Here is a 25,561-nt window from a genome sequence, read left to right on the forward strand (position 1 = left end):
CGTGCCTTGGTTCTGCCAGGTATGCCAGTGTCTGTCGCCGCGCTACGCGCCGTGCGGATCGTAAGCCGGCGACGGTATGGCTTCGCGCCGTACCGGCTGCCCGATTGGGGTCAGGTGCCACAGCGCAAACGGCAGCCGCGCCGGATCGAGCCGGATGCGCTGGCGCTTGCCGTGCCACGCGAAGCGGTGCTCGTCCATCAGGTCCTGCACGGCGACGCTGCCGTGGTCGGGCAGGCCCCATTCCCACAGCGGGATATCGACGGTGGCTTCCTGCGCGGCGAACGGGTCCATGCTGATCGCGGCCAGCAGCACGTCGTCGCCGAAGGTCGAGCCCGTGCCGGGAACGAAGCGCGCGAAGTACAGCACCGCGTCGTTGCCGGCCGGATAGATGCGCAGCCCCAGGTGGCTCTGCAGCGCGGGGTGGCCCAGGCGGATGTGGTTCAGCCGCGTGATCTCGGCCACGATGTTGCCCGGCTGGTGCCAGTTGCGCGCGCGCAGCTGGTATTTCTCGGAGTCCAGGTATTCCTCGCGCTCCTTGCCGTCGAGCACGAGCGGCGCGGACTCGCACAGCTCGAAGCCGCTGTACATGCCCCACAGCCCCGACAGCAGCGTGGCCAGCGCCGCGCGGATCAGGAAGGCCGGGCGGCCGCCGCGGTGCAGGAAGTACGGGTTGATATCGGGCGTGTTGACGAAGAAATGCGGCCGGAAGAACTCGCGCAGCGGGCCTTGCGTCAGCTCGGTCATGTACTCGGCCAGCTCGGCGCGCGTATTGCGCCATGTGAAGTACGTATAGGACTGGCTGAAGCCCAGCTTGGCCAGCCGCGCCATCATCTTGGGGCGCGTGAAGGCTTCGGCCAGGAAGATAGTGTCGGGGTGCCGTGCGCGCACGTCGGCAATCATCCATTCCCAGAACGGCAGCGGCTTGGTGTGCGGATTGTCCACGCGGAAAATGCGCACGCCGCGCTCGACCCAGAACATCACCACGTCGCGCAGCGCCTGCCACAGCGCGGCGGCCGCGGGCGCCGCCGCGTAGAAGTCGACGTTGACGATGTCCTCGTATTTCTTCGGCGGGTTCTCGGCATAGCGCAGCGAACCGTCCGGACGGCGCGTGAACCATTCCGGATGCTGCCTGAGCCACGGATGGTCCGGCGAGCACTGGATCGCAAAGTCGAGCGCCAGTTCCAGCCCTGCCGCGGCAGCGGCAATGCGCAGGCGCTCGAAGTCCTCGAAGCTGCCGAGCTGGGCGTGCAGGGCATCGTGGCCGCCATCGTCGGCGCCGATGGCGTACGGGCTGCCCGGGTCGCCGGGCTGCGCGCGCAGGCTGTTGTTGCGGCCCTTGCGATGGGTCTTGCCGATCGGATGGATGGGCGTGAAGTACAGCACGTCGAAGCCCATAGCGCGGATCGACGGCAGTCGGGCGATCACATCATCGAAGGTGCCGTGGCGGCTTTCGTCGTTGCTGGCGGAGCGCGGGAACAGTTCGTACCAGCTTGCAAAGCGGCTGGCCAGCCGTTCCGCTTCCACGGGCATCGGCACCGGATGCCGGCTCGCGAACGGACGTCCCTCGGGCTTCTGCATGGCGGCATGCATGGCCGCGGCGGTACGCGGCGACAGCAGGATATCGAGCCGCGCGTTGTCGTCGCCGGCGCTGGCGGTCAGTTCATCGACCAGCACGGACAACTCGCTGTCGGGCGGCGTGTCGCCCTGCGCGGGCATCAGGGCGTCGGCTACGAGCCGTGCCCCTTCCTCGATCTCCAGCGAAATATCCACGCCTGCCGCGCGCTTCTTGCCGATCTCGTCGAGCCAGCTGGCAAAGGTGTCGCGCCAGGCTTCCACCGTGAAGGTGTGACGGCCCAGCCCGACCAGCGGGAAACTGCCGACCCAGCGGTCATTGACCAGCGGCCGCATTGGCGCTTCCTGCCAGGTTTGCTCGCCCGGCGCGCGCCACAGGACGGCGGCGGCCAGCTTGTCATGGCCATCCATCCAGATATCCGCACTGACCTCGACGCGCTCGCCAACCACGCGTCGCACCGGGAAGCGTCCGCTATCGCACCCAGGCTCGACCGCTTCGATCGCAATGCGCGGCGCCTCCAGCGCGGCCACCACGCTGCCCAGGCCGCTCGCGCTGACGGCGTCGCCGGGCTGCGGCAGGCGCGGGGCATTGCGGGTGTGCGCGGGGACGGCGCGATAGAGTCGGATGTCGGCGGGGGCCAGCGTCATGTCGGCCAGCGCATCAAGTGCGGCGTCCGGGTCCACGCTGCCGCCGGGGCCGCCGTCCGACAACGCCAGTCGGGACGACGCAGCCGGCAGCGTCGCCAGCACGCGGTCGACGCCGAGCGTGCCGGGTTCCTGCGTGTCCGGGTTGACCACGATCGTCAGCGTGGATTCCGTCGGGGCGGCGCTGTCGCCGTCGCGGCTGTCCGGCGCCTGCAGCCGCGCCAGCACGGTCAGCCCGGCGTCGGGCCCGCTCAGCAGCCTGACCGACACCGCCGGAGCGGACGGGCGCGTGGCCAGCCAGGCGTTGGCCTGCAGCACTTCATGCGTGATGTCGTACGGCGCGCCGTCCCGGGCGCCGCCATCATCGGCCAGCGGATCACGGGCTTTCGTGCCGCCGGTCTCGAAGCCCTCGGGCACCAGCAGGCCATCGCCGATCGCGGCGGCGGTCCACAAGGCGCGTCGGGCGGACAACGCGTCCTGGCTGGCCGGCGACTGCGATGGCGCCGCCAGCACGCGCCCGAACGGACGCAGGCGCGCCATCTCCTCGGTCAGCCACGGGCTGCGGAAGTCCCACCATGGCAGCGAGCAGAAGGCGCCGTCGAACTGCTCCGGCATCAGGTCGTCGAGTTGTGCCGGCGTCAGGCCCGGCGTCCAGACCAGGAAAATCGGGCGCGGGCCTTGCGGCGCGAGGCCATCGCCGCGCAGCGCGGTGGTCAGCGTGGTCCAGCATCGGCCGGGCACCCGCGCCGGCGCACGCAGACAGAAGCCGGCAACGCCGGCCGCGAGTGCGGCGCGCAGTTGCGTGGCCCACCACTCCACCAGCGCTGCGGCCACCGCGGGCGACTGCCACCGCAGGCGCACTCCGGGCAGGTGGTTGTCGGTATCGTGCGGCGTAAAGGCCGGCGCGGCGCGATCGATCCATGTCGGATCGATACCGTTGCCATGCTCCGGAATGCGGTCCAGCGAGATATCGAGCAGCGGGGTGAGGCCTTGCCGCACGCTGTCCGCGCAGAGCGCCGCCAGCGCGGACAGCGTGTCGGGGTTTCCAGGCAGGACAGCGGCGCGGCCGGACAGCAGGACATGGTCGAATCCCAGCGCGGCGACGCGCCGGAGCGTGTCGTGCTGGGATTCGGAGAGGTCGGTGATTCGGTCGATATTGAGCAGGCAGATCCGCACGTAGTATTCCCTTGGCTGTTGGCCAACAAGGGCAGGCCGACATCCGGCGCCATTCCCGATTCAGATACCGGTGCCGCTACCGATACCGGCCCGCATGCCCACATCCCCAGCGGGATGAAATTAGACAGAGCCATGCGAAGCGCGTGCCAAGCGCGGCGCCTGCCAGCAACGGGTCCGTCATATCCGAGCGTGGGCAAGGGCAACAACGCCGGGCTTGCGGTGGCGGGCCGCGACGCAACAACGGTGTGCGGCGTGTAAAAACTTCAGGCAGTTCGGCCGGCATTGCAAAAATTGCCTTCGCGGCACCGCGCGTGCATTGCGCGTGGCCGATCCGGCCGGGGCGGATGGGTACGATTCATGCTCGGTCCGGGGCCGGACGCGCACGGAGGGAACCCATGCAGGACTGGCTGGAAGCGATGCAATGGCCTGCCATGGTGGCCACCGTGATGGGGACGTGGCTGGTGGGGTCGCGCTCGGACGCGCGCAGGCGTGCCGGGTTCTGGGTGTTCCTGTTCAGCAATGTCCTGTGGATCGCATGGGGCTGGCAGGGCGACGCGTACGCGCTGATGGTGCTGCAGGTCGCGCTGGTCGCCATGAACGTGCGCGGCATGCGCAAGGCCGCAAAGGCCTGGCAAGACACCGCTCGTGCCGGTGCTCGGCGGTCCGGGTGAGCAACGGTGCGTCGCGCGCCATTCGGCACGGGACGCACCGCTGTTCACGCTGCGCGCGGATTACTGCTTCGGCAGCGGGTCAGGCGAGTCCCCCTTCGGGCCGCTCGGGGCCTCGGCTGTCGGCGCGGGCGGCGTGCCTTGCTCGCGTGGCTTCTTGTAGCGCGCGGTGGTGCCGGATTGCGTGCTGCTGTGCTTCTTGGCCTTGTGCTTGGGCTGGTCCGATGCCATGCCGGTGCCGCTTTGCATGTCGGTCGAGCCAGGGGCTGCCATCGCGGGCGCGTTGCGAGAGGTGCCCGCGCCTTCTGGGGCTGGCGGGGCGCTCGGGTTTGGCGCATTGGGGGATGCCGGGGCTTGCTGGCCAAAGGCTGGCAGGCAAAGCGCGGCGCCGATTACCAGTGCAGTGGTGGCGAGGGTCCGTTTCATGTCGGTCTCCGGTTGTCGTCAGGCGACGAAAGTACGGCGCTGGTGTTCTGGCAGCCACGGCTGGTGTTGCCACGTCGGGCCAGTTCGCAGTAGTGGCACAGCCGCCCCAGCGCCCAATCGGCGGCGGCCTCGCGCACGGTGATGCGCCGCACGTCGTTGCCAGGCACTGGGCCGGGCGCGGACGGCGGCGCGAAGGCAGGTCGGTGCAGGTGCGGGCCTCGGGGCATACTCATCGTCCGGAGCAGCGGGAGACCGACGTGCCATTGACCTTATCGGCGTTTTCAACGGTATGCCGTGAGACTGGCGTGTCTTGGTCGCTGGCATGGGCCTGCTTCGCGCAGCCATCGGTCGCCGATGGTTTATTCGCTTCACGCACGAAGGTCAGGGCGCCATCGCGCTCCAGCACCACGCGGGTGACGCCCTCCAGCGATTCCTTCTGCAGCGTCGCGCGCAGGTTGGCCTTCAGGTCTTCCTCGCTGACCATGGCCTGCGCGATGCGCGCCCGGTCGACATGGCCGTCGTCGATCAAGTCGATCGCGTAGCCGCCCGTAATGCGGTCGAACGCGGCGTAGCGCGACGACAGCCATCCGACCGCCCGATGCATCAGCACCAGCGTGAGGGACGCCGCAAACGCGGTCGCCAGGGCGGTCGCGCCGATGATGGCGCGCGATAGCACCGCGCCCAGCAGCAGCACCACGCACAGGTCGAACGCGGTTTTCTGGGCAAACGCGCGGCGCCCGGCCACGCGCAGCAGCAGCCAGGTGATCAGGAAGACCACGAAGGCGCGGACCGCGCCCTGCCACCACGCGAGGTGGTCGCCTTCTCCCATCAGGGCAAGCATGAGGCTGGTCAGTGAATCCATTGCACATTGCGTTGGTTGCCGATGACCGACGCGGCGGCAGTTTCCGTGCCAGCCGTGTCAGGCACATCGTCGCGCGCTGCTGCTGCATGGACACGCAGGGCAGAAGAATGTACGTGCAAGGGCGCAATGGATCTTGTAATTCCTGCCGCGCACCGGCATGCGCGCAGGACAGTACCCGCGCCGGACAATGTGGCGTCCATCTTGCATGGCAGGACCTGTGTTCCCGCAGTGACCGCCGGAGACAGATATGGACCGAAGCCGCCCCGCCTTACCAGACACGCCGTGGCGTGAACCACCGCTGCCCGAAGATGCCGACTGGCGCAGCCATTACGTTGGGGCGTATGGCGTCTTCGATTACGACCAGCCGGTGGATCCCGCGGAGTTCGCGGGGCTACGCGAGGAAGGCCGCCAATGGCCACGCGCGCGGCCGGCGCCGCAGCAACAGCCTTCGGAGGGCTACGGGTCCGAGCAGGCCTATCAGCAGTTCACGGGGTTCAATGAACGCGCGTCGCGTAGCGGACAGGGGGCTTCGCCGCGCTATCGGCCAGTGGGGCCACGCGGCTACCAGCGCAGCGATGCGCGGATCCTGGAGGACATCTGTGACCGCCTGACGCGCAGTGGCCGCCTCGATGTACGCGACGTCGAAGTGCGCGTGGACAGCGGCGTGGTCAGGCTCGAAGGGAGTGTGCCAGACCGTCTGCAGAAGTACCGTGTCGAAGATATCGTGGACGACGTCTTTGGCGTGCGCGACCTGGTCAATCGGTTGCGCGTCTGCCGTGGCAAGCCGGGAAAACGGCCGTCCTGAAGAAAAAGCCGGCCGCCCCGGCATGACCCGGTGCGGCCGTGCTCGCGGTGGCGAGGCTGCCTAGCCGGCAATGGCGCTAAGGTCGCGGCCCGCATAGCTGCTGCGCGCCCGCACGCTGCCGTCTTTCGCATGAATCAGCAGTTCAACCTTCTTGCGCCGCGCCAGCGAAGTGGCGGCGTGGATCGCGGCCTCCTGCGTCGCGTGGTGGGATTCCGCGTAACGCGCGCCTTCGTGAATGACGTCCCACCCATTTCCGTAAGGCACGACGTGTAGGTTGCTGCCCATCTTTGTCTCCTGAGGCGCCGGCGCAATGCGTCGGCTCTTTCATTGTGGCCTCATTGGCGCCGCTGTCTATCGGTCACCCTCTGACAAGCCAGGAGCAGCAAGGGCGACTTGCGGTCGAAAATATCTGGTCATTTGGGCTTGCTCTTGTAAGCTGGACTGGAACTCGCCTGTAAAGGAGCTAGCCATGCGTGCAAGTTTTGCGCGGGGACTGACACAGTCTCCAGTGACTGTGGTGGCCCGCGCTTCCGACGGCGAAGTCGGCTGGATGCCCCGGATCGGGGACCTGGTAACGGTCTACAGCCAGGACCAGGACACGGAGTTCGACATCCGCCTGAGCGAAGTCGTTGCCTCCGGGCGCTGGCGCGGCGTGGTCTATGCGATCAGCCGTGGAAAGGAAGTGCTGGTCACCGCGGAAGGGCTGGAGATCGACGACGTGGTGGAAGTCATGCGCGAGGAGATCGCGGGCGTGATTCCTTGCAGTCATCCGCATTAGTGGAATCCCCGTCCGCAACCCGCAGGAAGACGGCCAGGCGCGGCCACTGGCCGTCAGGATTGATCCGGCTGGCGTGGCACGCCAAGCCACATCGACAGGCCGCTCGCCAGCAGCAACGCAGCCAGCAGGTATAGCGCATTGTCGAGGCTTCCGGTCTGCACCTTGATTTGCCCGATCACCCAAGGGCTGACGATACCGCTGGTAATCCCCACGCTGCTGATGAAGGCAATGCCGGCGGCTGCGCCGCTGGCGGGCAGATAGCTGGGCGGCAGCGACCAGAACACCGGCAGCGCGGCAAAGATCAGGACCGCGGCCACGGACAGGATGGCCAGCATCGCGGCCAGGCTATGCAGGTGCAGTGTGAGCGCGGCCAGCGCCAGTGCGCCGCCTGCCGTGCACAGCAGGAAATGCCGGTGGCGTTCGCCGCTGCGGTCGGAATGCCGCGCGATCAGGATCAGGCCGATTGCGCCCACCGCATTGGGCACGACGGAGTAGAGGCTGATCGAGACCACATCGGTGACGCCGAAGTCGCGGATCATGAGCGGCATCCAGAAGCTCAGTGCCAGCGAGCCACAGGTCAGCGAAAAGTAGATGAACGCGAACAGGTAGACGCGCGGGTTGCGCAGGACTTGCAGCAGCGCCTGCAGCGAATGCGCCTTGATGTCATGGCCTTCGGTGCGGGCCCGTGTCAGGAATGCTTTTTCACTGTCGGTGAGCCAGCTTGCCTGGCGCGGTTCATCGACCAGGACAAAGGCGGCGAGCCCGCCGAGCGCGATGGCCGGCGCGCCTTCGAGGGCGAACATCCACTTCCAGCCCTGCATGCCGAGTACGCCGGCCATGTCGCGCATGATCCAGCCCGAGACCAGCCCGCCCAGCACACCGGCAACGGCGACGCCCGCGAAGAAGATGGCCATCACGGCGGCGCGCCGCTTGGCCGGGAACCAGTAGGTCAGGTAGAGCACGATGCCGGGAAAGAAGCCCGCTTCGAACACGCCGAGCAGGAAGCGCAGCGTATAGAACTGCGCCGGCGAGGACACGGCCATCATCGCGACCGAGGCCACGCCCCACAGCACCATGATGCGCGTGAACGTGCGGCGCGCGCCAAAGCGTGCCAGCAGCATGTTGCTGGGCACCTCGCACAGCACGTAGCCGACGTAGAACACCGCGGCGCCCAGGCCGTACATGGCGTCGCTGAAGCCCAGGTCCTCCTTCATCTGCAACTGGGCAAAGCCGATGTTGATGCGGTCCAGGAATGAAACCACGTAGCACACGAACAGGAACGGGATCAAACGCAGCCAGATCTTGCGGTATAGCGCGTCTTCGTCATGCGCGGCGTAAGCGGGGGCCGCAATCGCCCCTGAGGCCAGATTGCTCATTGCTTTGTCTCCGGTGTGAGCGCCACCCCGCGCAAGCCTTTTGGCAGGCCTTCGCTACGGGTCCGGCGGGAAAGGGTGGGGCACGCGTGCGCGTGCCCGCAGGTCAGGTTGTGGCGGTGGTGTTGCCGGCGATGCCTTCGCGGGCGGCCTGCATGGCCGCGAGCAGCACCTGGTGATCGCCGATATGGTTGGCGAGCAGGAGGATGAGCTGGGCGTTGGCGGCCTGGCTCTGCGCGTCGTCCAGGTCGCGGTGCATGTCGATCAGCGCTTCGTAGAAGTCGTCCGGACGGGCCAGGTTGGGTTGGGTGTTGAGCGCGTGTGCCTCGGTTTGGCTTGGCATGGCGTGGTCTCCGAATGTTGTGTCCGACGGCTTATGCCGCCATGGCGGCCAGTTGCTTCGCACTGCCAGGCAGATGCGCCCCGCTGGCGCGTGCCAGCGCATCGCCAATGCATTGCGCGTCGATCTTGCGCCAGCGTGCGCAGACATGCTGGTCCGGGCGGATCAGGTAGAACGTGCCCGGTGCGGCGCTGTAGCGCTGCGCCGCAAGCCCTTCATCATCGCGCAGGACAGCGCTGCCCGAGGCGGTCTGCGCCGGCGTGCCGAGGTACAGGAGGCGAATCGGCAAGCCAGACTGCTCCAGTTGGGCGAGTGCGGCGCGGCTGTCGCTGTCGAGGCTGTCCGGCGTGCCGAACACCATCCCGGTGAACTCTCCACCAAGATGCTGGAGCAGCCAGCCCGCGCCCTGCGCATCGGAAACCGGGGCGTCCACGCAGGCCGCGCCGGGCACCATGGTGCCGCCCAGGCCGTCCGCGTCGGGCGTGTTGAGCGGCGATCCGTGCAGCACCGCCGGCACCGACAGTCGGCCGCTATTGACCAGGCCGCGTGCAAAGGCATGGCGACGGGACAGGCCGAGCACGGCATCGCGGAACAGCCGGCTCACCGGGCTCTTGGGCGTGATGAAATCCGTCGCGCGGGTGGAGTTCAGCAGGTTCTCGTCGGCGGCGTACTCGCGTTCGCTGGCGTAGGTGTCGAGCAGGCTGTCCGCCGCGCGGCCCTGCAGCACGTAGGCAAGCTTCCAGACCAGGTTCTCGGCGTCCTGCACGCCACTGTTGGCGCCACGCGCGCCGAACGGCGAGACCCCGTGCGCGGAATCGCCGGCGAAGAGCACCCTGCCGTGGCGGAAGCTGTCCATGCGCAGGCACGAGAACGTATAGACGCTGACCCATTCCAGCGTGAATTTCGCGTCCGGGCCCAACAGTGCCTGCACGCGCGGGATCACGCGCTCGGGCGTTTTTTCCAGGACGGGGTCGGCATCCCAGCCGAGCTGGAAGTCGATGCGCCAGACATTGTCGGGCTGGCGGTGCAGCAGCACCGACTGGTTCGGGTGGAAGGGCGGGTCGAACCAGAACCAGCGCTCGGTCGGGAAGTCCGCTTCCATCTTCACATCGGCGATCAGGAAGCGGTCCTTGAAGGTCCGGCCCTTGCTATCCAGGCCGAGCAGCTTGCGCACCGGGCTGCGGGAGCCGTCGGCCGCCACCACGTAGCGCGCTGCCAGCGCGTAGCAGCCGTCCGGCGTTTCAATCGTCAGCGCGACATTTTCGTCGGCCGTGCCCGATTGGCGTTGTTCGAGCCCGACGACCTTGTTGCGCCAGCGGATCTCGATGTTGGGCAATTCCAGCGCGCGTTCCAGCAGGTAGCCTTCAACGTAATACTGCTGGAGGTTGATGAAGGCGGGGCGGTGATGGCCCGCCTCGGGCAGCAGGTCAAAGCTGTACACCTGCTGGTCGCGCAGGAATACGCGGCCGACGTTCCAGCTGATGCCGCTGTCGACCATGCGCTGGCCGCAGCCCAGGCGGTCAAAGATGTCCAGCGTCCGCTTGGCAAAGCAGATGGCGCGCGATCCGGTCGACAGCGTGCAGTCGTCGTCGACCAGCACCACGCGCACGCCGCGTTGCGCCAGGTCGATCGCGGTAGCCAGGCCGATGGGCCCGGCACCGACCACGACAACGGGATGGACCGTGCCGCCCGCTTGCCCGTCGCGTTGTTCCGCGCAAGGCTGGTACTCGAATGACAGGCGCTGGTAATCGATGGTCATGCCTAGGTCTCCGTCCACTCTCGTTCAGTCTTCTGTCTTATCGTGAGGTGCGCGCCTCAGTCCTGCAGCGCCGCCCACATGTCCTTGTCGCGCTGCGCGGTCCAGATGCGCGGATGGCGGATGCCGCTGGCTTCGTCGAACGCGCGCGACACATCGAACGGCAGGCAGTGTTCATAGATGAACACCTGGCCGAACTTCGGGTCCATCGCGCGGCGCGTGTGGGCCATGGCGGCCTTCAGGTCGAGCTTGTCGGCCACAGCTTCCTTGCCGGCCTGGAACAGCGTGGTGACGAAGTCCTTGGTATAGGCAATGCCCTTGCTGACGTCTTCGGGCGTGGTCAGCGCCGGGCCGCGGCCGGGCACCAGCTTCTCCGGCTGCAGCGCAGCCAGCGCGTCGAGCGTGGCCGGCCATTCGGCAAGCTGGGCGTCGCCGCAGTAGCAGGCCGCGTCGTACTCGACCAGGTCGCCCGAGAACAGCACCTTCTGCGACGGCAGCCACACCACGGTGTCGCCCTTGGTATGGCCCGAGCCGAGGTGGGCAATGCGCACCTCCAGCTTGCCCAGGAACAGCGTGATTTCCTTTTCGAACACCAGCGTGGGCCAGGTCAGGCCCGGCACGGTCTCGACGCCGGCGAACAGGCGCGGGAAGCGTTCGATTTCCGACTTCATGTCGGCTTCGCCCCGCTCCACGATCATTTCGTAGGTGCCGCGGCTGGCGATGATCTGCTGCGCGCCTTCGGCGAAATACGCGGACGCGCCCAGCACACGCACCGCGTGGTAGTGCGAGAGCACGACGTACTTGATCGGCTTGTCGGTGACCGAGCGGATCCTGGCGATCAGGTCCTGCGCCATGGCCGGGGTGGCCGTGGTGTCGATGATGATCACGCCATCGTCGCCGATGATCACGCCGGAGTTCGGGTCGCCTTCGGCCGTGTAGGCATAGGCGTTCTCGGACAACTGGGTGAAGGTGATCTGCTTGGCTTCCAGGTCGGCCTGGGATGCGAATGCCTTGCTCATGCTGTCAGTCCTTTTCATGGGGGCGGGCGGGACAGCGGCACGCAATGCCAGTGCGCGGTATGGCGCGACTGTCTCGCCCCGTTCGTTGATCTCGGTTGGGTCGCGGCGCGTACGTTGCGCTGCGCGACGGGGTAGTGCCATCTTAGGAAACCATTAAAAATTAATCAATAGCTAAGCGATTAGCCTATGGATAATTATAGGGTTGAGGCGACGAATCGCGGGTAAACACCGATCGAGAGGGCTGACCCCGGTGACGTTCGATTAATATCTGGGCTTTCCGGAGAGCACGATGGCAACAGCGGGGCGCAAGGCGGCGCAGGCAGAGCGCGAGGAGAAGGTGCAGCGCGGCATCCAGAGCGTGGAAGTCGCCGGCCGCTTCCTGGGCGCGCTCGCGGCCGCGCGGGCGCCGATGATGCTCGCCGAACTGGCGGAGGCCGCGGAACTGGCGCCGGCGCAGGCCCATGCGTACCTGGTCAGCCTGACGCGGCTCGGGCTGATCAAGCGCGACTATTTGTCCGGCCGCTACGAGCCAGGCCCGCTGTCGCTGCAGCTCGGCATGATGCACCTGGATTCCGACCCGGCCTACCGCGCCGCCGTGCCGCGCGTGGACGAACTGGCCGAGGCCACGGGGTTCAGCGTGGCCATCAGCATTGCCGGCCCGCAGGGGCCCGCCATCGTGCGCTATGTGCCGGCCGCGGCGCCGCTGCACGTGAACCTGCACGTCGGCACCGTGATGGCGCTGGCCGCCACCGCAACGGGTCGCGTCTATTGCGCGTTCCGGCCGCGCGCGGATTGGGACGCGAGCTGGCGGCAGCAACAGCCGCAGGCGAGCGCCGCGGATCGCGCCGCATTCGATGCCACGCTCGAAGCCATTCGCGCACGCGGCATCGAACGCAGCGTCGACGCCCCGAGCCCGGCCATCAGCAGCCTGAGCGTGCCGGTGCTCGATGCGGGCGGCACGCTCAGGCTGGTGCTGACCATCGTCGGCTCCACCGGCACCATCGATGTGGACTGGCAGGGACCGGTGGCGGCGGCGCTGCGGGCGACTGCCCATGCCATCGGCACGCACCTGGGACAAGCATGAGCACGCAAGCGGCCCCGAACGATGACCGGACCGGCGATGCCGGCAAGCCCCAGCGCGGCATCCAGTCGCTCGACAGTACCGGACAACTGCTGGCGGCCCTGGTGGAGGCGGGCCGGCCGCTGTCGCTGCGCGACCTGGCACAGGCGGCCGGCATGGCGCCGGCCAAGGCCTTTCCGCACCTGGTCAGCCTGCAGAAGACCGGGCTGCTCGCGCGCGATGCCGCCGGCAACTTCCTGTGCGGGCCGCTGAGCCTGGAACTGGGGCTGATCGCCCTGCAGCGTCTGTCGCCCACGCGCGAAGCCGAACCGGAAATCATCGAACTTGCAGGCGCCACGGGCCTGAGCGTGGCGATGGCGGTGCTTGGGCCGATGGGGCCTACCGTGGTGCGGCTGGAGGAATCGGCACGTCCGCAGCATGTGAGCCTGCGCGTCGGCACGGTCCTGTCGCTGGTCCATACCGCGATCGGCCGCACCATGGCGGCGTACTTGCCCGAGAACGTGCTGGCTGGCCTGCTTGCGCGCGACGACCTGCGCATGGCTGGCGCCGCGCCGTCCGAGGTGCTCGGCGATGACGGGAAGCTTGCTTCGGACTATGCCGGCCGGCTTGCGCGAGTGCGCCGCGAGCAGGTCGACAACGCGCTAAGCCGCCCCGTGCCGGGCATCGACACGCTTGCGGCGCCGGTGTTCGACCATACGGGCAGCCTCGCCCTGGTGGTGGCGGTGATGGGCTCGACCGGCAGTTTCGACAGCGGCACGCAAGGTGCCACCGCAGGACTGGTGCGCCAGGCGGCGCACCGGCTTTCGTGGCGCTTTGGCGCCATGCAGTCGCCGGCCTGAACGTTTTGGCGGCGGACCGGCTTATTGGTCCACGCGGATATGGGCTGACTTGATCAGCCCATCCCATTTCTCGTACTGGGCCCGGATATAGCTGCCGAACTGGGCGGGCGTGGCCGGGAACGGCACCGTGCCCTGGCTCGCCAGCTTGCTGGCCATTTCCGGCTGCTTCAGTGAAGCCACGATCTCGGCATTGAGGCGGTCGACTACGGCCTTGGGCGTGCCGGCCGGCGCCACGACGCCGAACCAGGCCGTCAGTTCGTACCCCGGTACGCCGGCAGCCGCCATCGTCGGCACCCCGGGCAACTGTTCCGACGGTTTCTGCGTGGTGACCGCCAGCGGGCGCACGCGGCCGTCGCGGATATACGGCAACGCGGTCGATACGCTGTCGAACATCATGGTCAGGCGGCCCCCGATCAGGTCCGTCATGGACGCGGCGCTGCCCTTGTACGGGATATGCGTGATCTCGACCCCTGCCATGTGCGTGAACAGCTCACCCGCCAGATGGGACGACGAACCGTTGCCGAACGAGCCATAGGCCAGCTTGCCGGGCTCCTTGCGCGCCAGCGCCAGCAGCTCCGGCACGGTCCGCGCGGGCACCGACGGGTGCACGACCAGCACGTTGGGCAGATAGGCGACGGAGGCCACCGGGGCGAAATCCTTGAGCGGATCGTAGCCAGGCTTGTCGTAGAGGCTCTTGTTGACGGCCAGCGAGCCGAAGGTGCCGAACAACAGCGTATAGCCGTCGGCCGGGGCACGCGCCACGGCAATCGCAGCGAGATTGCCGCCGGCGCCCGGGCGGTTGTCGACCACGACCGGTTGTCCCAGCCGCACCGACAGCGCATTGCCGATCTCGCGCGCCAGGAGGTCCGTGGCGCCGCCGGGCGGGAACGGCACCACCAGCCGCACCGGCTTATCCGGGTACGCCGCGAAAGCGCTGCCGGCAGCTGCCAGTGAAACTAGCAGCCCTGCAGCTGCATGCTTGAACCAGCTCTTCATCGCTGTCTCCCCTTGTCGTGTTGTGGCGATGGAAAGCGGCAGTGTGTCGCAGCACGCGGGGACGCGGGTTTCGAATTGGCGAAGGCGGGGTTTGCGGCCGCGTGGTGGCGAAGTTTCGCCGCCACGCGGCGTGAGGCCGTTACGTGATGGGCGGGCCCAGCGTGGACATTGCATCGCCGCCGCACTCGCAATCCCGGGCGGCCTTCAGCAGCGCGCCCAGCTCGCCATGCCCGTGGAGAACGGCATCCCGGATGGTCCGGGTCACTGGAAATGTGTCCTGGATATCGCGCCGCGTACCGTGGGGCGGCAGCGGGGCCAGCGACAGTACGCCGGTCAGGATGGCAGCTTCGGCGAACGCCGTATCGTGCGGGCGGACCCGGCGCGCCGCCTGTTCCATGAAGGTCCCGCGCCGGTGTGCCGCCTGACTGCGCACGCTCGGTTCGCCGGGCAGGCGGAATCCATCGGAGATCTGCAGCAGCCGCACCCAGCGCTGCAGGCTGTCGGGACCAATCGCCGCCAGCAGCCCGCGCACGCTGGCAAACCCGACGCCCGGCTGTACGCCGGTCGCGACCGAAAGCCGCAGCAACTGGGCCACCATGCCGGGAGCGGCCTGCAGTTCGGCAAGCAGTGCATCGGTGTCCGCGCCTTGCATCAGCAGCGCCTGCAGCCGCGCCAGCGTGCCGTGATCCAGGTGTGGCCATGGCGCCGTCAAGGGTTCGGGGCGCGCGAAGTGGAAGCCCTGGAACAGGTGAAATCCAAGCTGTTGCGCCAGTGCGAAGTCGTCGGCGGTTTCGATCTTCTCGCCAATCAACAGGCGGTCCGCGCTCAGCACCGCATCGGCCAGGCGTGGAAGACCGGTGCGCCGGGCAAGCCGGAAATCGACCTTGACGAAGTCGACCGCAGGCAGCGCTTTGCGAACGTCGTCGCTCAGCGCCGCGACGTCGTCGAGGGCCAGGCGGTAGCCGGCCTCTCGCAGCCACGCCAGCCGGCGCAACACGCAGGCATCCATGGGCACGCTTTCGAGTACTTCAAGCACGAAGTGCCCCGGCGGCACCAGCAACAGCAGATCGTCGAGCAGCAGCTGGCGACCAAGGTTCACGAAGCCCGCATGCTTGCGCAAGGTCCAGTCCAGGCCCGTGTCGCCCAGCGCCCGCGCGATCACGTGGGCGGTTGCCGCGGTGTCGTCGATGACGTTCGCCCAGTTTCGGCCGGCTTCGCGGTACAGCAACTCATAGGCCTGCGGGTCGCCGGCGGCACTCACGATGGCCTGGCGCCCGAAGTGCAGCACCTCGGCATCGCGAGGACCTGGCATGGGCAGGTCGGACAAGGCGGGAAGCGGGACTTGCATGGGAATATTCCAGAAGGAAGCCGGCAATTTCCTGATGCGGATTTATGTGCCGAATGCGCGGAATGCATTTCACGGTGCCCTTTAACGGCACTGCGAAAATAAATTTCGAATCTGAGGCAGCAGGAATCAATAAGAAATCGCCGCGATGATAGGAAGGACATTCCGCAACGTCCTTGATCCGCGCCAACAATGCCGGCGCGGCGCGACTTTCCGGCCGATTCCGAGGACCGTCGAGGACTTTGCCGCAGTAGAGTAGGAAAACTCCTAATGGATATTCAGAAACTACAGATTGTTCTGCAGGTACACGTCAATAGAATTCAATTTAAGGTTTTCGTGATTTGATTTCCGCAGCCAATCCAATTGACTAGGAACCACCTCCGAACGGTCGCCGGAAACCTTTCCCTGAGATTTTCTTCTTCCGAGGCGCCCACCATGACCCTGACAACCAGCCCGCAACCGCCTGATTCGATCCCGTGCTGTGTCGGATGCTCCATGGCGCGCTTCTGCCTGGTTGGCGAGCGTGCGCCCGGCGGCATCGAATTGGCCGACATGCTCGCCCAGCGCGTGGTTCGTTTGCGCAAGGGCGAGCCGCTCTATCTGCTCGGCGATGCGGTGGCGGCCGTGTTCGCGATCCGCGTGGGTACGATCAAGACGCATGTCGCCACGGAAGACGGACGCACACAGGTGGTCGGATTCCATTTCCCAGGCGAAATGGTCGGCCTGGACAGTATCGGCCGCCGCCAGTACGCCTCTTATGCGACGGCGCTGGAAGACACCAAGGTTTGCATGATCCCTATGGATACCCTGCGCGCACGGGCCGCGAGCACGCCGATCTTCGCCAGCCGGGTGTTCCTGGCACTGGACCGCCACGCGCAGCGGACGCGCGCGTTGCAGACCCTGCTTGCGCTGATGACAGCGGAAGAGCGCCTCGTGACGTTCCTGCTGTGGATCTCCGAAGGACAGTCGGCGCGCGGATTTTCATCGAGCGAGTTCATCCTTCGCATGAGTCGCGAAGAAATCGGCAGCTATATCGGCCTGACGCTCGAGACGGTCAGCCGTCAATTTTCCCGGCTTGCGGAAGGCGGCCTGATCCGGGTCAAGCACCGCAGCGTGGCGCTGGTCGACAAGGCGGGGCTGCGCGCCATTGCCGCCCGTCCGGCGATCTCTGCGGTAGGGCCTGCTTCCACTGGCCGGCGTGCGGGCGAACCGCGCGTGGCGGCGCAGGGAGCGGGAGCGTTGGTGTCCGCTCAGGCGTGGGCGGCTCGGGCCTTGCCCCAATCCGCCGCCGGGGCCCGGCATGCGTGCAGTGTGAAGATAATTCCTTTCGCTTGGGAGGCTGACAATGGACAGCAGTGACCTGGTAGGTGAGATCAAGGACGTCAATCTGGCCTATCTGCTGCTGGTGCAGCGGCTGATGCGCCAGAACGAGCCCGAGGCCCTGTTGAGGCTCGGCATCCGCAAAGAGGTTGCGCAAGCACTGCTGGCGTTGACGCCGGCGCAATTGCTGGGTCTTGCGCGCTCGAGCATGGTGCTGTGCCGCTTCCGCCTTGACAACTGTTCGTTGCTCGAAGCGCTGGCGGGTATCCGGCCGCGTCACGAATTGTGCAATATGCATACGGCCATCGTGTTGGCCGCGCAAGCCCTGGAGGAGGGGCGATGAAAACCACCGCGCAATCTGCACCGGCACGCAGTGCACTGCAGGATGCCAGCGACACCCAGCTTGCCATCGAGCTGATCGGCCTGGGGGCCCGGCCCCAGGTCGTGGAAGCGGAAGTGGCGCTGTCGCGCAGCCGCGTGTACCGGCTGTATCGGGAGCTGACGGGGGGGTCGCCGCCAAAAGGCATGCTGCCGTTCTCGGCTGACTGGTTCGTGACCTGGCGGCCCAACGCGCACGCGTCGTACCTGCTGAGCGTCCATGAATTCATGCAGCAACGGGCCGGGTTGCCGGGCATACGCGCGGTGCTCAACAGCTACCGCGTCTATGCGGGCCATATGCGCGCCAGCGACGAGGCATGCCTGATCAGCTTCACGCGCTTCTGGACGCTGGTGCGCTTTCGCGAAGGCGGGTTGCTGCAGTTGTCCACGTGTCGTTGCTGCGGCGGACGCTATGTCACGCACGCCCATGAACCGCAGGGCTCGTTTATCTGCAGCCTGTGCGAGCCCCCATCGCGGGTGCGCCGCGGGGCGCGCCGCCCGGCCCCGGGCAGCATGGCGGAGCCCGCCTCGTCCATCCTCGGTAACCTGCCCGCCGTCGTGGGACCGGCATTCGGCATGGTGCCCGTCCTATGAGCGCAGCGGTACGATCGCGATTGCCCCCGGCATCGCTGCTACTCGATACACGCCCGGAAGTCCGGGCCGCCCCACTGACACCGGAGGCCTAATGACAGTCAATGGAACGAGCTACCCCGAGACACTGCTGCTGCCGGCGCGTGCCGGCGCATCGCACCGGCTCGGACCGACGATGCACCCGATCACGCGCACTGAGTTCCTCGGGCCCACGAGATCGCGGGACATCGTCAACGCGTTGGGTGGCGACGATGAGCGGGAACGATGCGTACAGGTTGGCCTGGAGGTGCTGGAAAGCGCCGGCCACAATCCGGTCCGCACCGTGATCACCACGGGCCCGGGCCGCTGGATCAGCCTGGATTTCTATCTCGACGCCGACTGCGGAACCTGCTGCGAACTGGACGGCGCGCTGCAGACCCGACTGGCCGAATGCATCACGAGCGTACTGCCGCCGGGGCTGTCCCTGGGCATCCGTCCGCTGGTGGAGTACGCGCGCCAGGCGGGAGCGCAGAGCGATCATGGCACCGCCGAGCATTTGCGGGCCTGCGCGCACGACCTGTTGCTGCGCGAGGGAGAGATGAACCAGCGCTTGTCGGTGGTCTGCGCCTACCTGTCCGCGATGTACGAGGCGCGCACCGCGGCGGGTCGCCTGGGCTATCTCGACCAGAGCCTGCTGGAGGATGGCCAGGAGGCCCTGAGCTGGCGGCTACGGCGGCATCGCAGCGTAGAAGGGCGCGCCCTGGCCCAGCGGCTGGAGCGGCTGTCGCACGCTGCCGAAGGTGCGCTCTCTGAGTTTGGCACCGGCTTCACTTTCGAAAGAGCGTCCTACCAGTTCGAGTTGATGCGGCGCTTCCACGACCAGCTCGAACGGTTCCGCAAGACCTGCATGCCGGGCACCGGCGACTGGGCCGACCTGACTCGCGACATGGCCTGCGCCAACGGCAAACGCTGAACGCGAGGAGGCGGGCTTCGCTCAGATGCCCGCCATGCAGGTGTACTTGATCACCAGATAGTCCTCGATGCCGTAGTGCGAGCCCTCGCGGCCCACGCCGGACTGCTTCACGCCACCAAACGGCGCGACCTCATTCGAAATCAGTCCGGTGTTCACGCCGACCATGCCGTACTCGAGCCGTTCCGAGACACGCCAGACGCGGCCGAGATCGCGCGCATAGAAATAGCTGGCCAGGCCGAACTCCGTGTCGTTGGCCATGGCCACGACATCGTCCTCCGTCTCGAAGCGAAACAGCGGCGCCAGTGGGCCAAAGGTCTCCTCGCGCGCCACCAGCATGCCGGGCGCGACGTCGGCCAGGATGGTCGGCTCGAAGAACGTGTGCCCGAGCGCGTGCCGGTGGCCGCCCTCCAGCACGCGCGCGCCCTTGCCAAGGGCGTCGGCGATATGCTCTTCGACCTTGGCCACGGCCTTGTCGTCGATCAGCGGCCCGATGCGCACGCCTTCGTCCATGCCATTGCCGACTTTCAGCTTCGCGACCGCCGCGACCAGCTTCTCGGCAAACGCATCGTAGACCTTGTCCTGGACGTAGATCCGGTTCGCGCAGACGCAGGTCTGGCCCGCGTTCCGGTACTTGGAGATGATGGCGCCTTCAACGGCGGCGTCCAGGTCGGCATCATCGAACACGATAAAGGGCGCATTGCCGCCAAGTTCCATCGATACCTTCTTGATGGTCGATGCGGTCTGCGCCATCAGCACGCGGCCGACCTCGGTGGAGCCCGTGAAGGTCAGCTTGCGCACCAGCGGGTTGCTGCTCAGTTCGCCGCCGATGGCACTCGCCGACCCGGTCACCACCGACAGCACCCCGGCCGGGATGCCGGCGCGTTCCGCCAGCACGGCAAGCGCCAGCGCGGTCAGCGGGGTTTGCGACGCCGGCTTGACCACCATGGTGCAGCCGGCGGCCAATGCCGGGCCGGCCTTCCGGGTGATCATGGCCGCCGGAAAATTCCACGGCGTGATAGCCGCGCACACGCCCACCGGCTCCTTCGTCACGACAATGCGCTGCGTGCTGATCGGCGCCGGAATCGTTTCCCCATAGACGCGCTTGCCTTCCTCGGCAAACCATTCGATGAACGACGCCGCATAGGCGATCTCGCCCTTGGCCTCGGCAAACGGCTTGCCTTGCTCGGCGGTCATGATGCGGGCCAGGTCATCCTGGTTGGCCAGGATCAGCTCGAACCACTTTCGCAGCAGCGCCGAGCGCTCCTTGGCCACGCGCGCGCGCCAGGCCGGCAGTGCGCGGTTGGCGGCCTCGACAGCCTGGCGGGCTTCCGCGGCGCCGAGCTGCGGCACCTGTGCCACGCGTTCGCCGGTGGCGGGGTTGGTGACGTCAATGTGGCGTTCGCCGTCGGTCCAGCGTCCGTCGAGATAGCACTGCTGGCGCAGCAGGGTGGGGTCTTGGAGCTTCAGCATGGTCGTTCGTCCATTGAAAAGACTGCCGGAAGGGTTGGCGCGATTCAGGCATTGTAATCGCCGCCAGACATGGTGGAGGGCTGGCCTGGCGTAACGCTTGCAATGCTTTGTGGTGTGCGGGAGTTGTGGATGGCTAGCGCAAGCCCGGCCCGGAACTGCCTGGATGCGATGGTTCATGCATGGATCGCGCCACCCCGGCGGAACATGGATGCGGGATAGCCTCGCCGATGGACGGAGGGAGGGAAGCTACAGGCGTTGAGCAGGCGTGCAGGCTGTGATCGCGCTAACGCAAGTCAACTGCCTTGGGTTGATCGGGATCGATGCCCCAATCGCCAAATTCCAGCCAGTCATCGCCGAGCAGTTCGGAGGGATGTTGGGTGCGGCTGGACCCATTGCCACAACCCATGGCGTCGACCGGGCAATACTTGTCGCAACCCCAGCAGATGCGTTCGGGATGGCTCGGGTGGATCGGGAATTTCTTTGCCATGATGCGGTGGGCAGGACGCTGTGCCGGTGCAACGAAAATGTTGCGATCAGTATGGCGCGCCGGGCGGCTACATGGTTTGGCCGAGATCAAGTCCGGCCGGGGGCGGGGCAGGGCTTTCAGGCTGAATGTGGCGTCGTAGCCAGAAAGAAGGAGCCGGAGGCGGCATCGGGATGCCAACCTCCGGCTTCAGGCAGGCACCTGGCGGCGCCTGCGGGATCGGATGTGCCGATCAGGCCTGGACCGATGCCAGGGCTGCGTTCAGCGTCTTGCTCGGGCGCATGACGGCGGACAGCTTTTCCGCGTCCGGCATGTAGTAGCCACCGATGTCCACGGGCTTGCCTTGTACGTCCGACAGTTCGCCAATAATGGTCTTCTCATTTTCGGTGAGCTGCTTGGCGAGCGGCGCGAACGTCGCGGCCAGGCCGGCGTCTTCGGTTTGCGCGGCGAGTTCCTGGGCCCAGTACATGGCCAGGTAGAACTGGCTGCCGCGGTTGTCGAGCTGGCCGGTCTTGGGTGACGGGCTCTTGGCGTTGTCCAGCAGCTTGCCGGTAGCGGCGTCCAGCGTCTTGGCCAGGACCTTGGCCTTGTCGTTGCCCGACTTGATGCCCAGCTCTTCCAGCGACACGGCCAGCGCCAGGAATTCACCGAGCGAGTCCCAGCGCAGGTGGTTTTCTTCCACGAGTTGCTGCACGTGCTTCGGCGCCGACCCGCCCGCGCCGGTTTCGTACATGCCGCCACCGGCCATCAGCGGGACGATCGACAGCATCTTGGCGCTGGTGCCCAGTTCCATGATCGGGAACAGGTCGGTCAGGTAGTCGCGCAGGATGTTGCCGGTCACCGAGATGGTGTCCAGGCCGCGGATCACGCGCTCGAGCGTGTAACGCATGGCGCGCACCTGCGACATGATCTGGATGTCGAGACCCTTGGTGTCGTAGTCCTTGAGGTAGGTTTCGACCTTCTTGATCAGCTCGGCCTCGTGCGGACGGTACGCATCCAGCCAGAACACGGCCGGCATGCCCGAGTTGCGGGCGCGCGTGACGGCCAGCTTGACCCAGTCGCGGATCGGGGCGTCCTTGACCTGGCACATGCGCCAGATGTCGCCCTGCTCGACCTGTTGCGTCAGCGCCGCCAGCACTTCACCGGTGGCGTTGTCGACGATGCGGGCTTCGCCGTCTTCGGCGATCTCGAAGGTCTTGTCGTGCGAACCGTACTCTTCGGCCTTCTGCGCCATCAGGCCCACGTTCGGCACGGTGCCCATCGTGACCGGATCAAAGGCGCCGTTGGTCTTGCAGAAGTTGATGATTTCCTGATAGATGCGAGCGAAGGTCGATTCCGGGATCAGGCACTTGGTGTCCTTGGTGCGGCCATCGGCGCCCCACATCTTGCCGCCGATACGGATCATGGCCGGCATCGAGGCGTCGACGATCACGTCGTTCGGCGCGTGCAGGTTCGAAATGCCCTTGGCCGAGTCCACCATCGCCAGTTCCGGACGATGTTCGTGGCACGCGTGCATGTCACGGATGACTTCTTCCTTCTTGGATTCCGGCAGCGTCTCGATCTTGGTGTACAGGTCCACCAGGCCGTTATTGACGTTCACGCCCAGTTCGTCGAACAGCTTCTGGTGCTTGGCGAAAGCATCCTTGTAGAAGACCTTGACGGCGTGGCCGAACACGATCGGGTGCGACACCTTCATCATCGTGGCCTTGACGTGCAGGCTCAGCATGACGCCGGTCTTGCGCGCGTCTTCCATCTGGTCTTCGTAGAAGGCCAGCAGGGCCTTCTTGCTCATGAACATGCTGTCGACGATCTCGCCGGCCAGCAGCGAAACTTTCGGCTTGAGCACGATGGTCTTGCCGCTCTTGGTCAGCAGTTCCATGCGCACTTCACGCGCCTTGTCCAGGGTGATGGACTTCTCGCCGTGGTAGAAGTCGCCGTGCTTCATGTGGGCCACGTGCGTGCGCGAGGCCATGCTCCATTCGCCCATGCTGTGCGGGTGCTTGCGCGCGTAGTTCTTGACGGCGGCCGGGGCGCGGCGGTCGGAGTTGCCCTCGCGCAGGACCGGATTCACGGCGCTGCCCAGGCACTTGGAGTAGCGCTTCTGGATGGCCTTTTCTTCCTCGGTCTTCGGGTCTTCGGGGTAATCCGGAATCTTGTAACCCTTGCCCTGCAGTTCCTTGATGGCGCTCATCAGCTGGAACACCGACGCGCTGATGTTCGGCAGCTTGATGATGTTGGTGTCGTCCAGCTGGGTCAGGCGGCCGAGTTCGGCGAGGTTGTCCGGCACGCGCTGCTCTTCGGACAGGAACTCGGGGAACTCGCCCAGGATACGGCCGGCCACCGAGATGTCGCTGGTCGTGACTTCAACGCCGGCCGGCTTGGTGAACGTGCGGATGATGGGTAGGAAAGCACTGGTCGCCAGCAGGGGGGCTTCGTCAGTCAGGGTGTAAATGATGGTGGGTTGCTGCGTACTCATTGCTTGCCTCTTGATCGGGGGGATGTCAAAGAATAGAACCACGCGCCGGTAGCTGGACCAATCAGCCGCCCGGCAAACTCAGAATTTTGCCTGACTTTGCTTTCAGGCGGCTGACTTCCAGCGCATTTCTTGCGCGTGAATCGCCAATTTGCCCAATTTTGGTGCGAAAATTGCGTGACAATCAGGTCACTTCCGGTGGCCGGGACGGAATTTTCGCGTTCGCGCCGCCTTGACCGGAATCTTCTAGGCGCTGCAGGTGTTTACCCGTAGGGCCGTCCGGCAAAGCCACGGCCGGAGGACTATGCTCAGGTCGTGGGCCACCGGCGCCACGGCGCTGGCCGACACTGGAGAAAGGTCATGCAATTCCGAAATGGCAGTTGGCTGGCAGCCGCCGCGCTCGTGCTGGGCGCGTGCGCGACACTGCAGCCGGTCGAGACCGGCCAGAAGATGATCGGCAGCACGCAGGCCAGCGTGCGCGATGCCTTTGGCCAGCCTACGGAGACCTTCCCGCTCAATGACGGCCGCAGCCGCTGGATCTACTCGAAGCAGCCGCTGGGCTTCGCCGTGTACGCGGCCGACTTCGATGCCGGCGGCAAGCTGACGAATTTCCGCCAGATGCTGACGGAGGAGGAGATCTACAGCGCGCGTCCCGGCGTCTGGACCAAGCGCGATGTCGCCGAACGCTTCGGCTCGCCGCGTGAACCGGTGCAGTATTACCCATTGATGAAGCGCGAGGCGTGGTCGTACCGTCTCTACGTCGCCGGTTACCAGCCGGCGCACTTCAGCGCCTATTTCGATGACCGGGGCGTACTGGACCGCACCATGATCATCGTGGACCCGCTGGGCGGCGATGCTCGCGACGGCAGCAAGTAAAGCCGGGGCGACGCGTCTGATCACGACCTACCTGAGGGCGGCATACGCCTTGGCGCCGCCGAGCAATCGGTATCGAATTGCCCGGCCGATGCGTTCTCCGCGCCGCTGCAGCAAGAGCCGGTAGGCTCGGCCTTGCTGTCCGCGGTGCCTGTCGTGCGGGGTGTCGACGCTTATCCCGTGCAATGGCTTCGCGGCCTGTACCGGCCGCCCTGCTATGACTACCGCATGACGCTGACGCGGGCCGGCGAAGCCACCGTGCGCATCTGGCTGGCGGGCGATATCACGGCCGGGACCCGCCAAGCGGTGGCGGCGCAAGACGGACACGAATGAGTCTGCGTGAATCGGCCCGGCACACGGCCCGGTCCCGATTACCTGCGGCGTGCGCATACGCCTGATGCCAGGGCGCGCGCCGCCCGGCAGCGCAACGAAGACTTGCCCTATGGCGTCCGAGGCACCAAAGTAACAAGTGGGCCGGCACGGCCGGTCATCCACGGGAGACTGGGTATGGGCAAGAAGAAGCAGGGCGAGCGCGATGCAAACCATGCCGGCGCCGCCGGCGGGAAGATGAGCGGCAAGCAGTATGACGAGGAGCTGTTCCGGCTGCATGTCGAGCTGGTCAAGCTGCAGGACTGGGTCAAGGCGACCGGCGCCAAGGTCTGCATCCTGTTCGAGGGCCGCGACGGCGCCGGCAAGGGCGGGGTGATCAAGGCCATGACCGAGCGCGTGAGCCCGCGCGTGTTTCGCGTGGTGGCGCTGCCGGCGCCGACCGAGCGCGAAAAGAGCCAGATGTACGTGCAGCGCTATATCCCCCACTTGCCCGCCGCCGGAGAGATCGTGATCTTCGACCGCAGCTGGTACAACCGGGCCGGCGTGGAACGGGTCATGGGATTCTGCAGCGAGGAGCAGGTGGACGACTTCTTGCGAGGTGTACCGCTGGTCGAGCGGGCCATCATCCAGTCGGGCGTGGTGTTGCTCAAATACTGGCTGGAAGTCAGCGAGGAAGAGCAGACACGCAGGCTGGAGGACCGCATCACCGACCAGCGCAAGACCTGGAAGCTGACCGACATGGACCTCAAGTCGTACTCGCGCTGGTATGACTATTCCCGCGCGCGCGATGCCATGTTCGCGGCCACCGACACCGACGAATCGCCGTGGTTCGTGACCCGCTCCGACGACAAGCGGCGCGCCCGGCTGAACATCATCAGCCATCTCCTCGACCGCATTCCCTACGAAGCGATTCCGCGCAAGAAGCCGAAACTGCCGGCCCGGCAGAAGCCGGAGGGCTACAAGGAGCCGAGCCACGCGTGCCGGCGCGTGCCCGAGCGCTTCTAGCACA

25 protein-coding genes are annotated in these 25,561 nt (G+C 66.5%); 12 read left to right on the forward strand and 13 right to left on the reverse strand.

The features are described 5' to 3' along the window. Positions 1–42: 42 nt before the first annotated feature. Entirely contained in the window at positions 43–3,393 is a 3,351-nt protein-coding gene (locus tag AC3FKG_RS18620) for an alpha-1,4-glucan--maltose-1-phosphate maltosyltransferase (protein WP_483714270.1), read from the reverse strand. 395 nt (positions 3,394–3,788) lie between these two features. Between AC3FKG_RS18620 and AC3FKG_RS18625 the strand changes: the two genes are divergently transcribed. Next, positions 3,789–4,064, forward strand: coding sequence for a hypothetical protein (locus tag AC3FKG_RS18625; RefSeq protein WP_483714271.1), 276 nt, complete (start codon positions 3,789–3,791; stop codon positions 4,062–4,064). A gap of 60 nt (positions 4,065–4,124) precedes the next feature. Here the strand turns inward: AC3FKG_RS18625 and AC3FKG_RS18630 are convergent, their stop codons facing one another. Both AC3FKG_RS18630 and AC3FKG_RS18635 read right to left on the reverse strand, forming a co-directional pair. Continuing rightward, complete coding sequence (locus AC3FKG_RS18630) at positions 4,125–4,487, reverse strand: hypothetical protein (RefSeq protein WP_483714272.1); 363 nt, start codon at positions 4,485–4,487, stop codon at positions 4,125–4,127. Positions 4,488–4,716: 229 nt separating this feature from the next. After that, positions 4,717–5,349, reverse strand: a complete 633-nt coding sequence (locus tag AC3FKG_RS18635; protein WP_488743821.1) for a DUF421 domain-containing protein — start codon at positions 5,347–5,349, stop codon at positions 4,717–4,719. 247 nt (positions 5,350–5,596) lie between these two features. On the opposite strand from AC3FKG_RS18635, the gene AC3FKG_RS18640 reads away from it, so the two are divergent. Continuing rightward, complete coding sequence (locus AC3FKG_RS18640; protein WP_483714274.1) at positions 5,597–6,154, forward strand: BON domain-containing protein; 558 nt, start codon at positions 5,597–5,599, stop codon at positions 6,152–6,154. Positions 6,155–6,214: 60 nt separating this feature from the next. On the opposite strand, the gene AC3FKG_RS18645 is transcribed toward AC3FKG_RS18640, so the two are convergent. Then, the gene (locus AC3FKG_RS18645) at positions 6,215–6,439 is read right to left on the reverse strand and encodes a DUF2188 domain-containing protein (protein ID WP_483714275.1); all 225 of its coding nucleotides are present in this window, start codon (positions 6,437–6,439) and stop codon (positions 6,215–6,217) included. Positions 6,440–6,623: 184 nt separating this feature from the next. Between AC3FKG_RS18645 and AC3FKG_RS18650 the strand changes: the two genes are divergently transcribed. After that, positions 6,624–6,932 carry a hypothetical protein gene (locus AC3FKG_RS18650; protein ID WP_483714276.1) on the forward strand — a complete coding sequence of 103 codons (309 nt, stop codon included), beginning with the start codon at positions 6,624–6,626 and terminating at the stop codon, positions 6,930–6,932. A gap of 53 nt (positions 6,933–6,985) precedes the next feature. Here AC3FKG_RS18650 and AC3FKG_RS18655 read toward each other — a convergent pair whose 3' ends face one another. From AC3FKG_RS18655 to AC3FKG_RS18670, 4 genes are all read right to left on the reverse strand, one after another. Beyond that, complete coding sequence (locus AC3FKG_RS18655; RefSeq protein WP_488743822.1) at positions 6,986–8,308, reverse strand: MFS transporter; 1,323 nt, start codon at positions 8,306–8,308, stop codon at positions 6,986–6,988. 103 nt (positions 8,309–8,411) lie between these two features. Next, complete coding sequence (locus AC3FKG_RS18660) at positions 8,412–8,648, reverse strand: DUF2783 domain-containing protein (RefSeq protein ID WP_483714278.1); 237 nt, start codon at positions 8,646–8,648, stop codon at positions 8,412–8,414. Positions 8,649–8,679: 31 nt separating this feature from the next. Next, positions 8,680–10,404 (reverse strand): FAD-dependent oxidoreductase, encoded by a 1,725-nt coding sequence (locus tag AC3FKG_RS18665; RefSeq protein ID WP_488743823.1) that lies wholly within the window; start codon positions 10,402–10,404, stop codon positions 8,680–8,682. Between the two features lie 56 nt (positions 10,405–10,460). After that, the gene (locus AC3FKG_RS18670) at positions 10,461–11,420 is read right to left on the reverse strand and encodes an MBL fold metallo-hydrolase (protein ID WP_483714281.1); all 960 of its coding nucleotides are present in this window, start codon (positions 11,418–11,420) and stop codon (positions 10,461–10,463) included. A 289-nt stretch (positions 11,421–11,709) separates the two neighbouring features. On the opposite strand from AC3FKG_RS18670, the gene AC3FKG_RS18675 reads away from it, so the two are divergent. Both AC3FKG_RS18675 and AC3FKG_RS18680 read left to right on the forward strand, forming a co-directional pair. Further along, on the forward strand, positions 11,710–12,504 hold the full coding sequence (locus tag AC3FKG_RS18675) for an IclR family transcriptional regulator (RefSeq protein WP_483714282.1): 795 nt from the start codon (positions 11,710–11,712) through the stop codon (positions 12,502–12,504). Beyond that, complete coding sequence (locus AC3FKG_RS18680; protein WP_483714283.1) at positions 12,501–13,340, forward strand: IclR family transcriptional regulator; 840 nt, start codon at positions 12,501–12,503, stop codon at positions 13,338–13,340. The genes AC3FKG_RS18675 and AC3FKG_RS18680 overlap by 4 nt, the downstream gene beginning before the upstream one ends. 21 nt (positions 13,341–13,361) lie before the next feature. On the opposite strand, the gene AC3FKG_RS18685 is transcribed toward AC3FKG_RS18680, so the two are convergent. Both AC3FKG_RS18685 and AC3FKG_RS18690 read right to left on the reverse strand, forming a co-directional pair. Beyond that, a complete protein-coding gene (locus AC3FKG_RS18685) occupies positions 13,362–14,336 on the reverse strand; it encodes a Bug family tripartite tricarboxylate transporter substrate binding protein (protein WP_483714284.1) in 975 nt (324 codons plus the stop codon). A 139-nt stretch (positions 14,337–14,475) separates the two neighbouring features. After that, positions 14,476–15,684, reverse strand: coding sequence for an EAL and HDOD domain-containing protein (locus AC3FKG_RS18690; RefSeq protein WP_488743824.1), 1,209 nt, complete (start codon positions 15,682–15,684; stop codon positions 14,476–14,478). Between the two features lie 432 nt (positions 15,685–16,116). Between AC3FKG_RS18690 and AC3FKG_RS18695 the strand changes: the two genes are divergently transcribed. The 4 genes from AC3FKG_RS18695 (at position 16,117) to AC3FKG_RS18710 (ending at position 18,922) form a co-directional block, all read left to right on the forward strand. Beyond that, on the forward strand, positions 16,117–17,040 hold the full coding sequence (locus AC3FKG_RS18695) for a helix-turn-helix domain-containing protein (RefSeq protein WP_488743825.1): 924 nt from the start codon (positions 16,117–16,119) through the stop codon (positions 17,038–17,040). Then, entirely contained in the window at positions 17,027–17,344 is a 318-nt protein-coding gene (gene flhD, locus AC3FKG_RS18700; protein ID WP_483714287.1) for a flagellar transcriptional regulator FlhD, read from the forward strand. The genes AC3FKG_RS18695 and flhD overlap by 14 nt, the downstream gene beginning before the upstream one ends. After that, complete coding sequence (gene flhC, locus AC3FKG_RS18705; protein ID WP_483714288.1) at positions 17,341–17,973, forward strand: flagellar transcriptional regulator FlhC; 633 nt, start codon at positions 17,341–17,343, stop codon at positions 17,971–17,973. Before flhD ends, flhC begins: the two co-directional genes overlap by 4 nt. 91 nt (positions 17,974–18,064) lie before the next feature. Continuing rightward, on the forward strand, positions 18,065–18,922 hold the full coding sequence (locus tag AC3FKG_RS18710) for a hypothetical protein (RefSeq protein ID WP_483714289.1): 858 nt from the start codon (positions 18,065–18,067) through the stop codon (positions 18,920–18,922). Between the two features lie 21 nt (positions 18,923–18,943). Here the strand turns inward: AC3FKG_RS18710 and gabD are convergent, their stop codons facing one another. The 3 genes from gabD to AC3FKG_RS18725 form a co-directional block, all read right to left on the reverse strand. Continuing rightward, on the reverse strand, positions 18,944–20,392 hold the full coding sequence (gene gabD / locus AC3FKG_RS18715; protein ID WP_488743826.1) for an NADP-dependent succinate-semialdehyde dehydrogenase: 1,449 nt from the start codon (positions 20,390–20,392) through the stop codon (positions 18,944–18,946). 283 nt (positions 20,393–20,675) lie between these two features. Beyond that, positions 20,676–20,879, reverse strand: a complete 204-nt coding sequence (locus tag AC3FKG_RS18720) for a DUF3079 domain-containing protein (protein WP_483714291.1) — start codon at positions 20,877–20,879, stop codon at positions 20,676–20,678. Between the two features lie 229 nt (positions 20,880–21,108). Beyond that, positions 21,109–23,352, reverse strand: coding sequence for an NADP-dependent isocitrate dehydrogenase (locus AC3FKG_RS18725; RefSeq protein ID WP_483714292.1), 2,244 nt, complete (start codon positions 23,350–23,352; stop codon positions 21,109–21,111). A gap of 357 nt (positions 23,353–23,709) precedes the next feature. Between AC3FKG_RS18725 and AC3FKG_RS18730 the strand changes: the two genes are divergently transcribed. From AC3FKG_RS18730 to ppk2, 3 genes are all read left to right on the forward strand, one after another. Then, on the forward strand, positions 23,710–24,225 hold the full coding sequence (locus AC3FKG_RS18730; protein WP_483714294.1) for a hypothetical protein: 516 nt from the start codon (positions 23,710–23,712) through the stop codon (positions 24,223–24,225). Positions 24,226–24,402: 177 nt separating this feature from the next. Then, positions 24,403–24,555: a hypothetical protein gene (locus AC3FKG_RS18735; RefSeq protein WP_483714295.1), complete on the forward strand. Its 153-nt coding sequence runs from the start codon at positions 24,403–24,405 to the stop codon at positions 24,553–24,555. 174 nt (positions 24,556–24,729) lie between these two features. Further along, a complete protein-coding gene (gene ppk2, locus AC3FKG_RS18740; RefSeq protein ID WP_488743827.1) occupies positions 24,730–25,557 on the forward strand; it encodes a polyphosphate kinase 2 in 828 nt (275 codons plus the stop codon). Positions 25,558–25,561 lie beyond the last annotated feature (4 nt).

The organism is Cupriavidus sp. 22TCCZM04-2 (assembly GCF_057798895.1).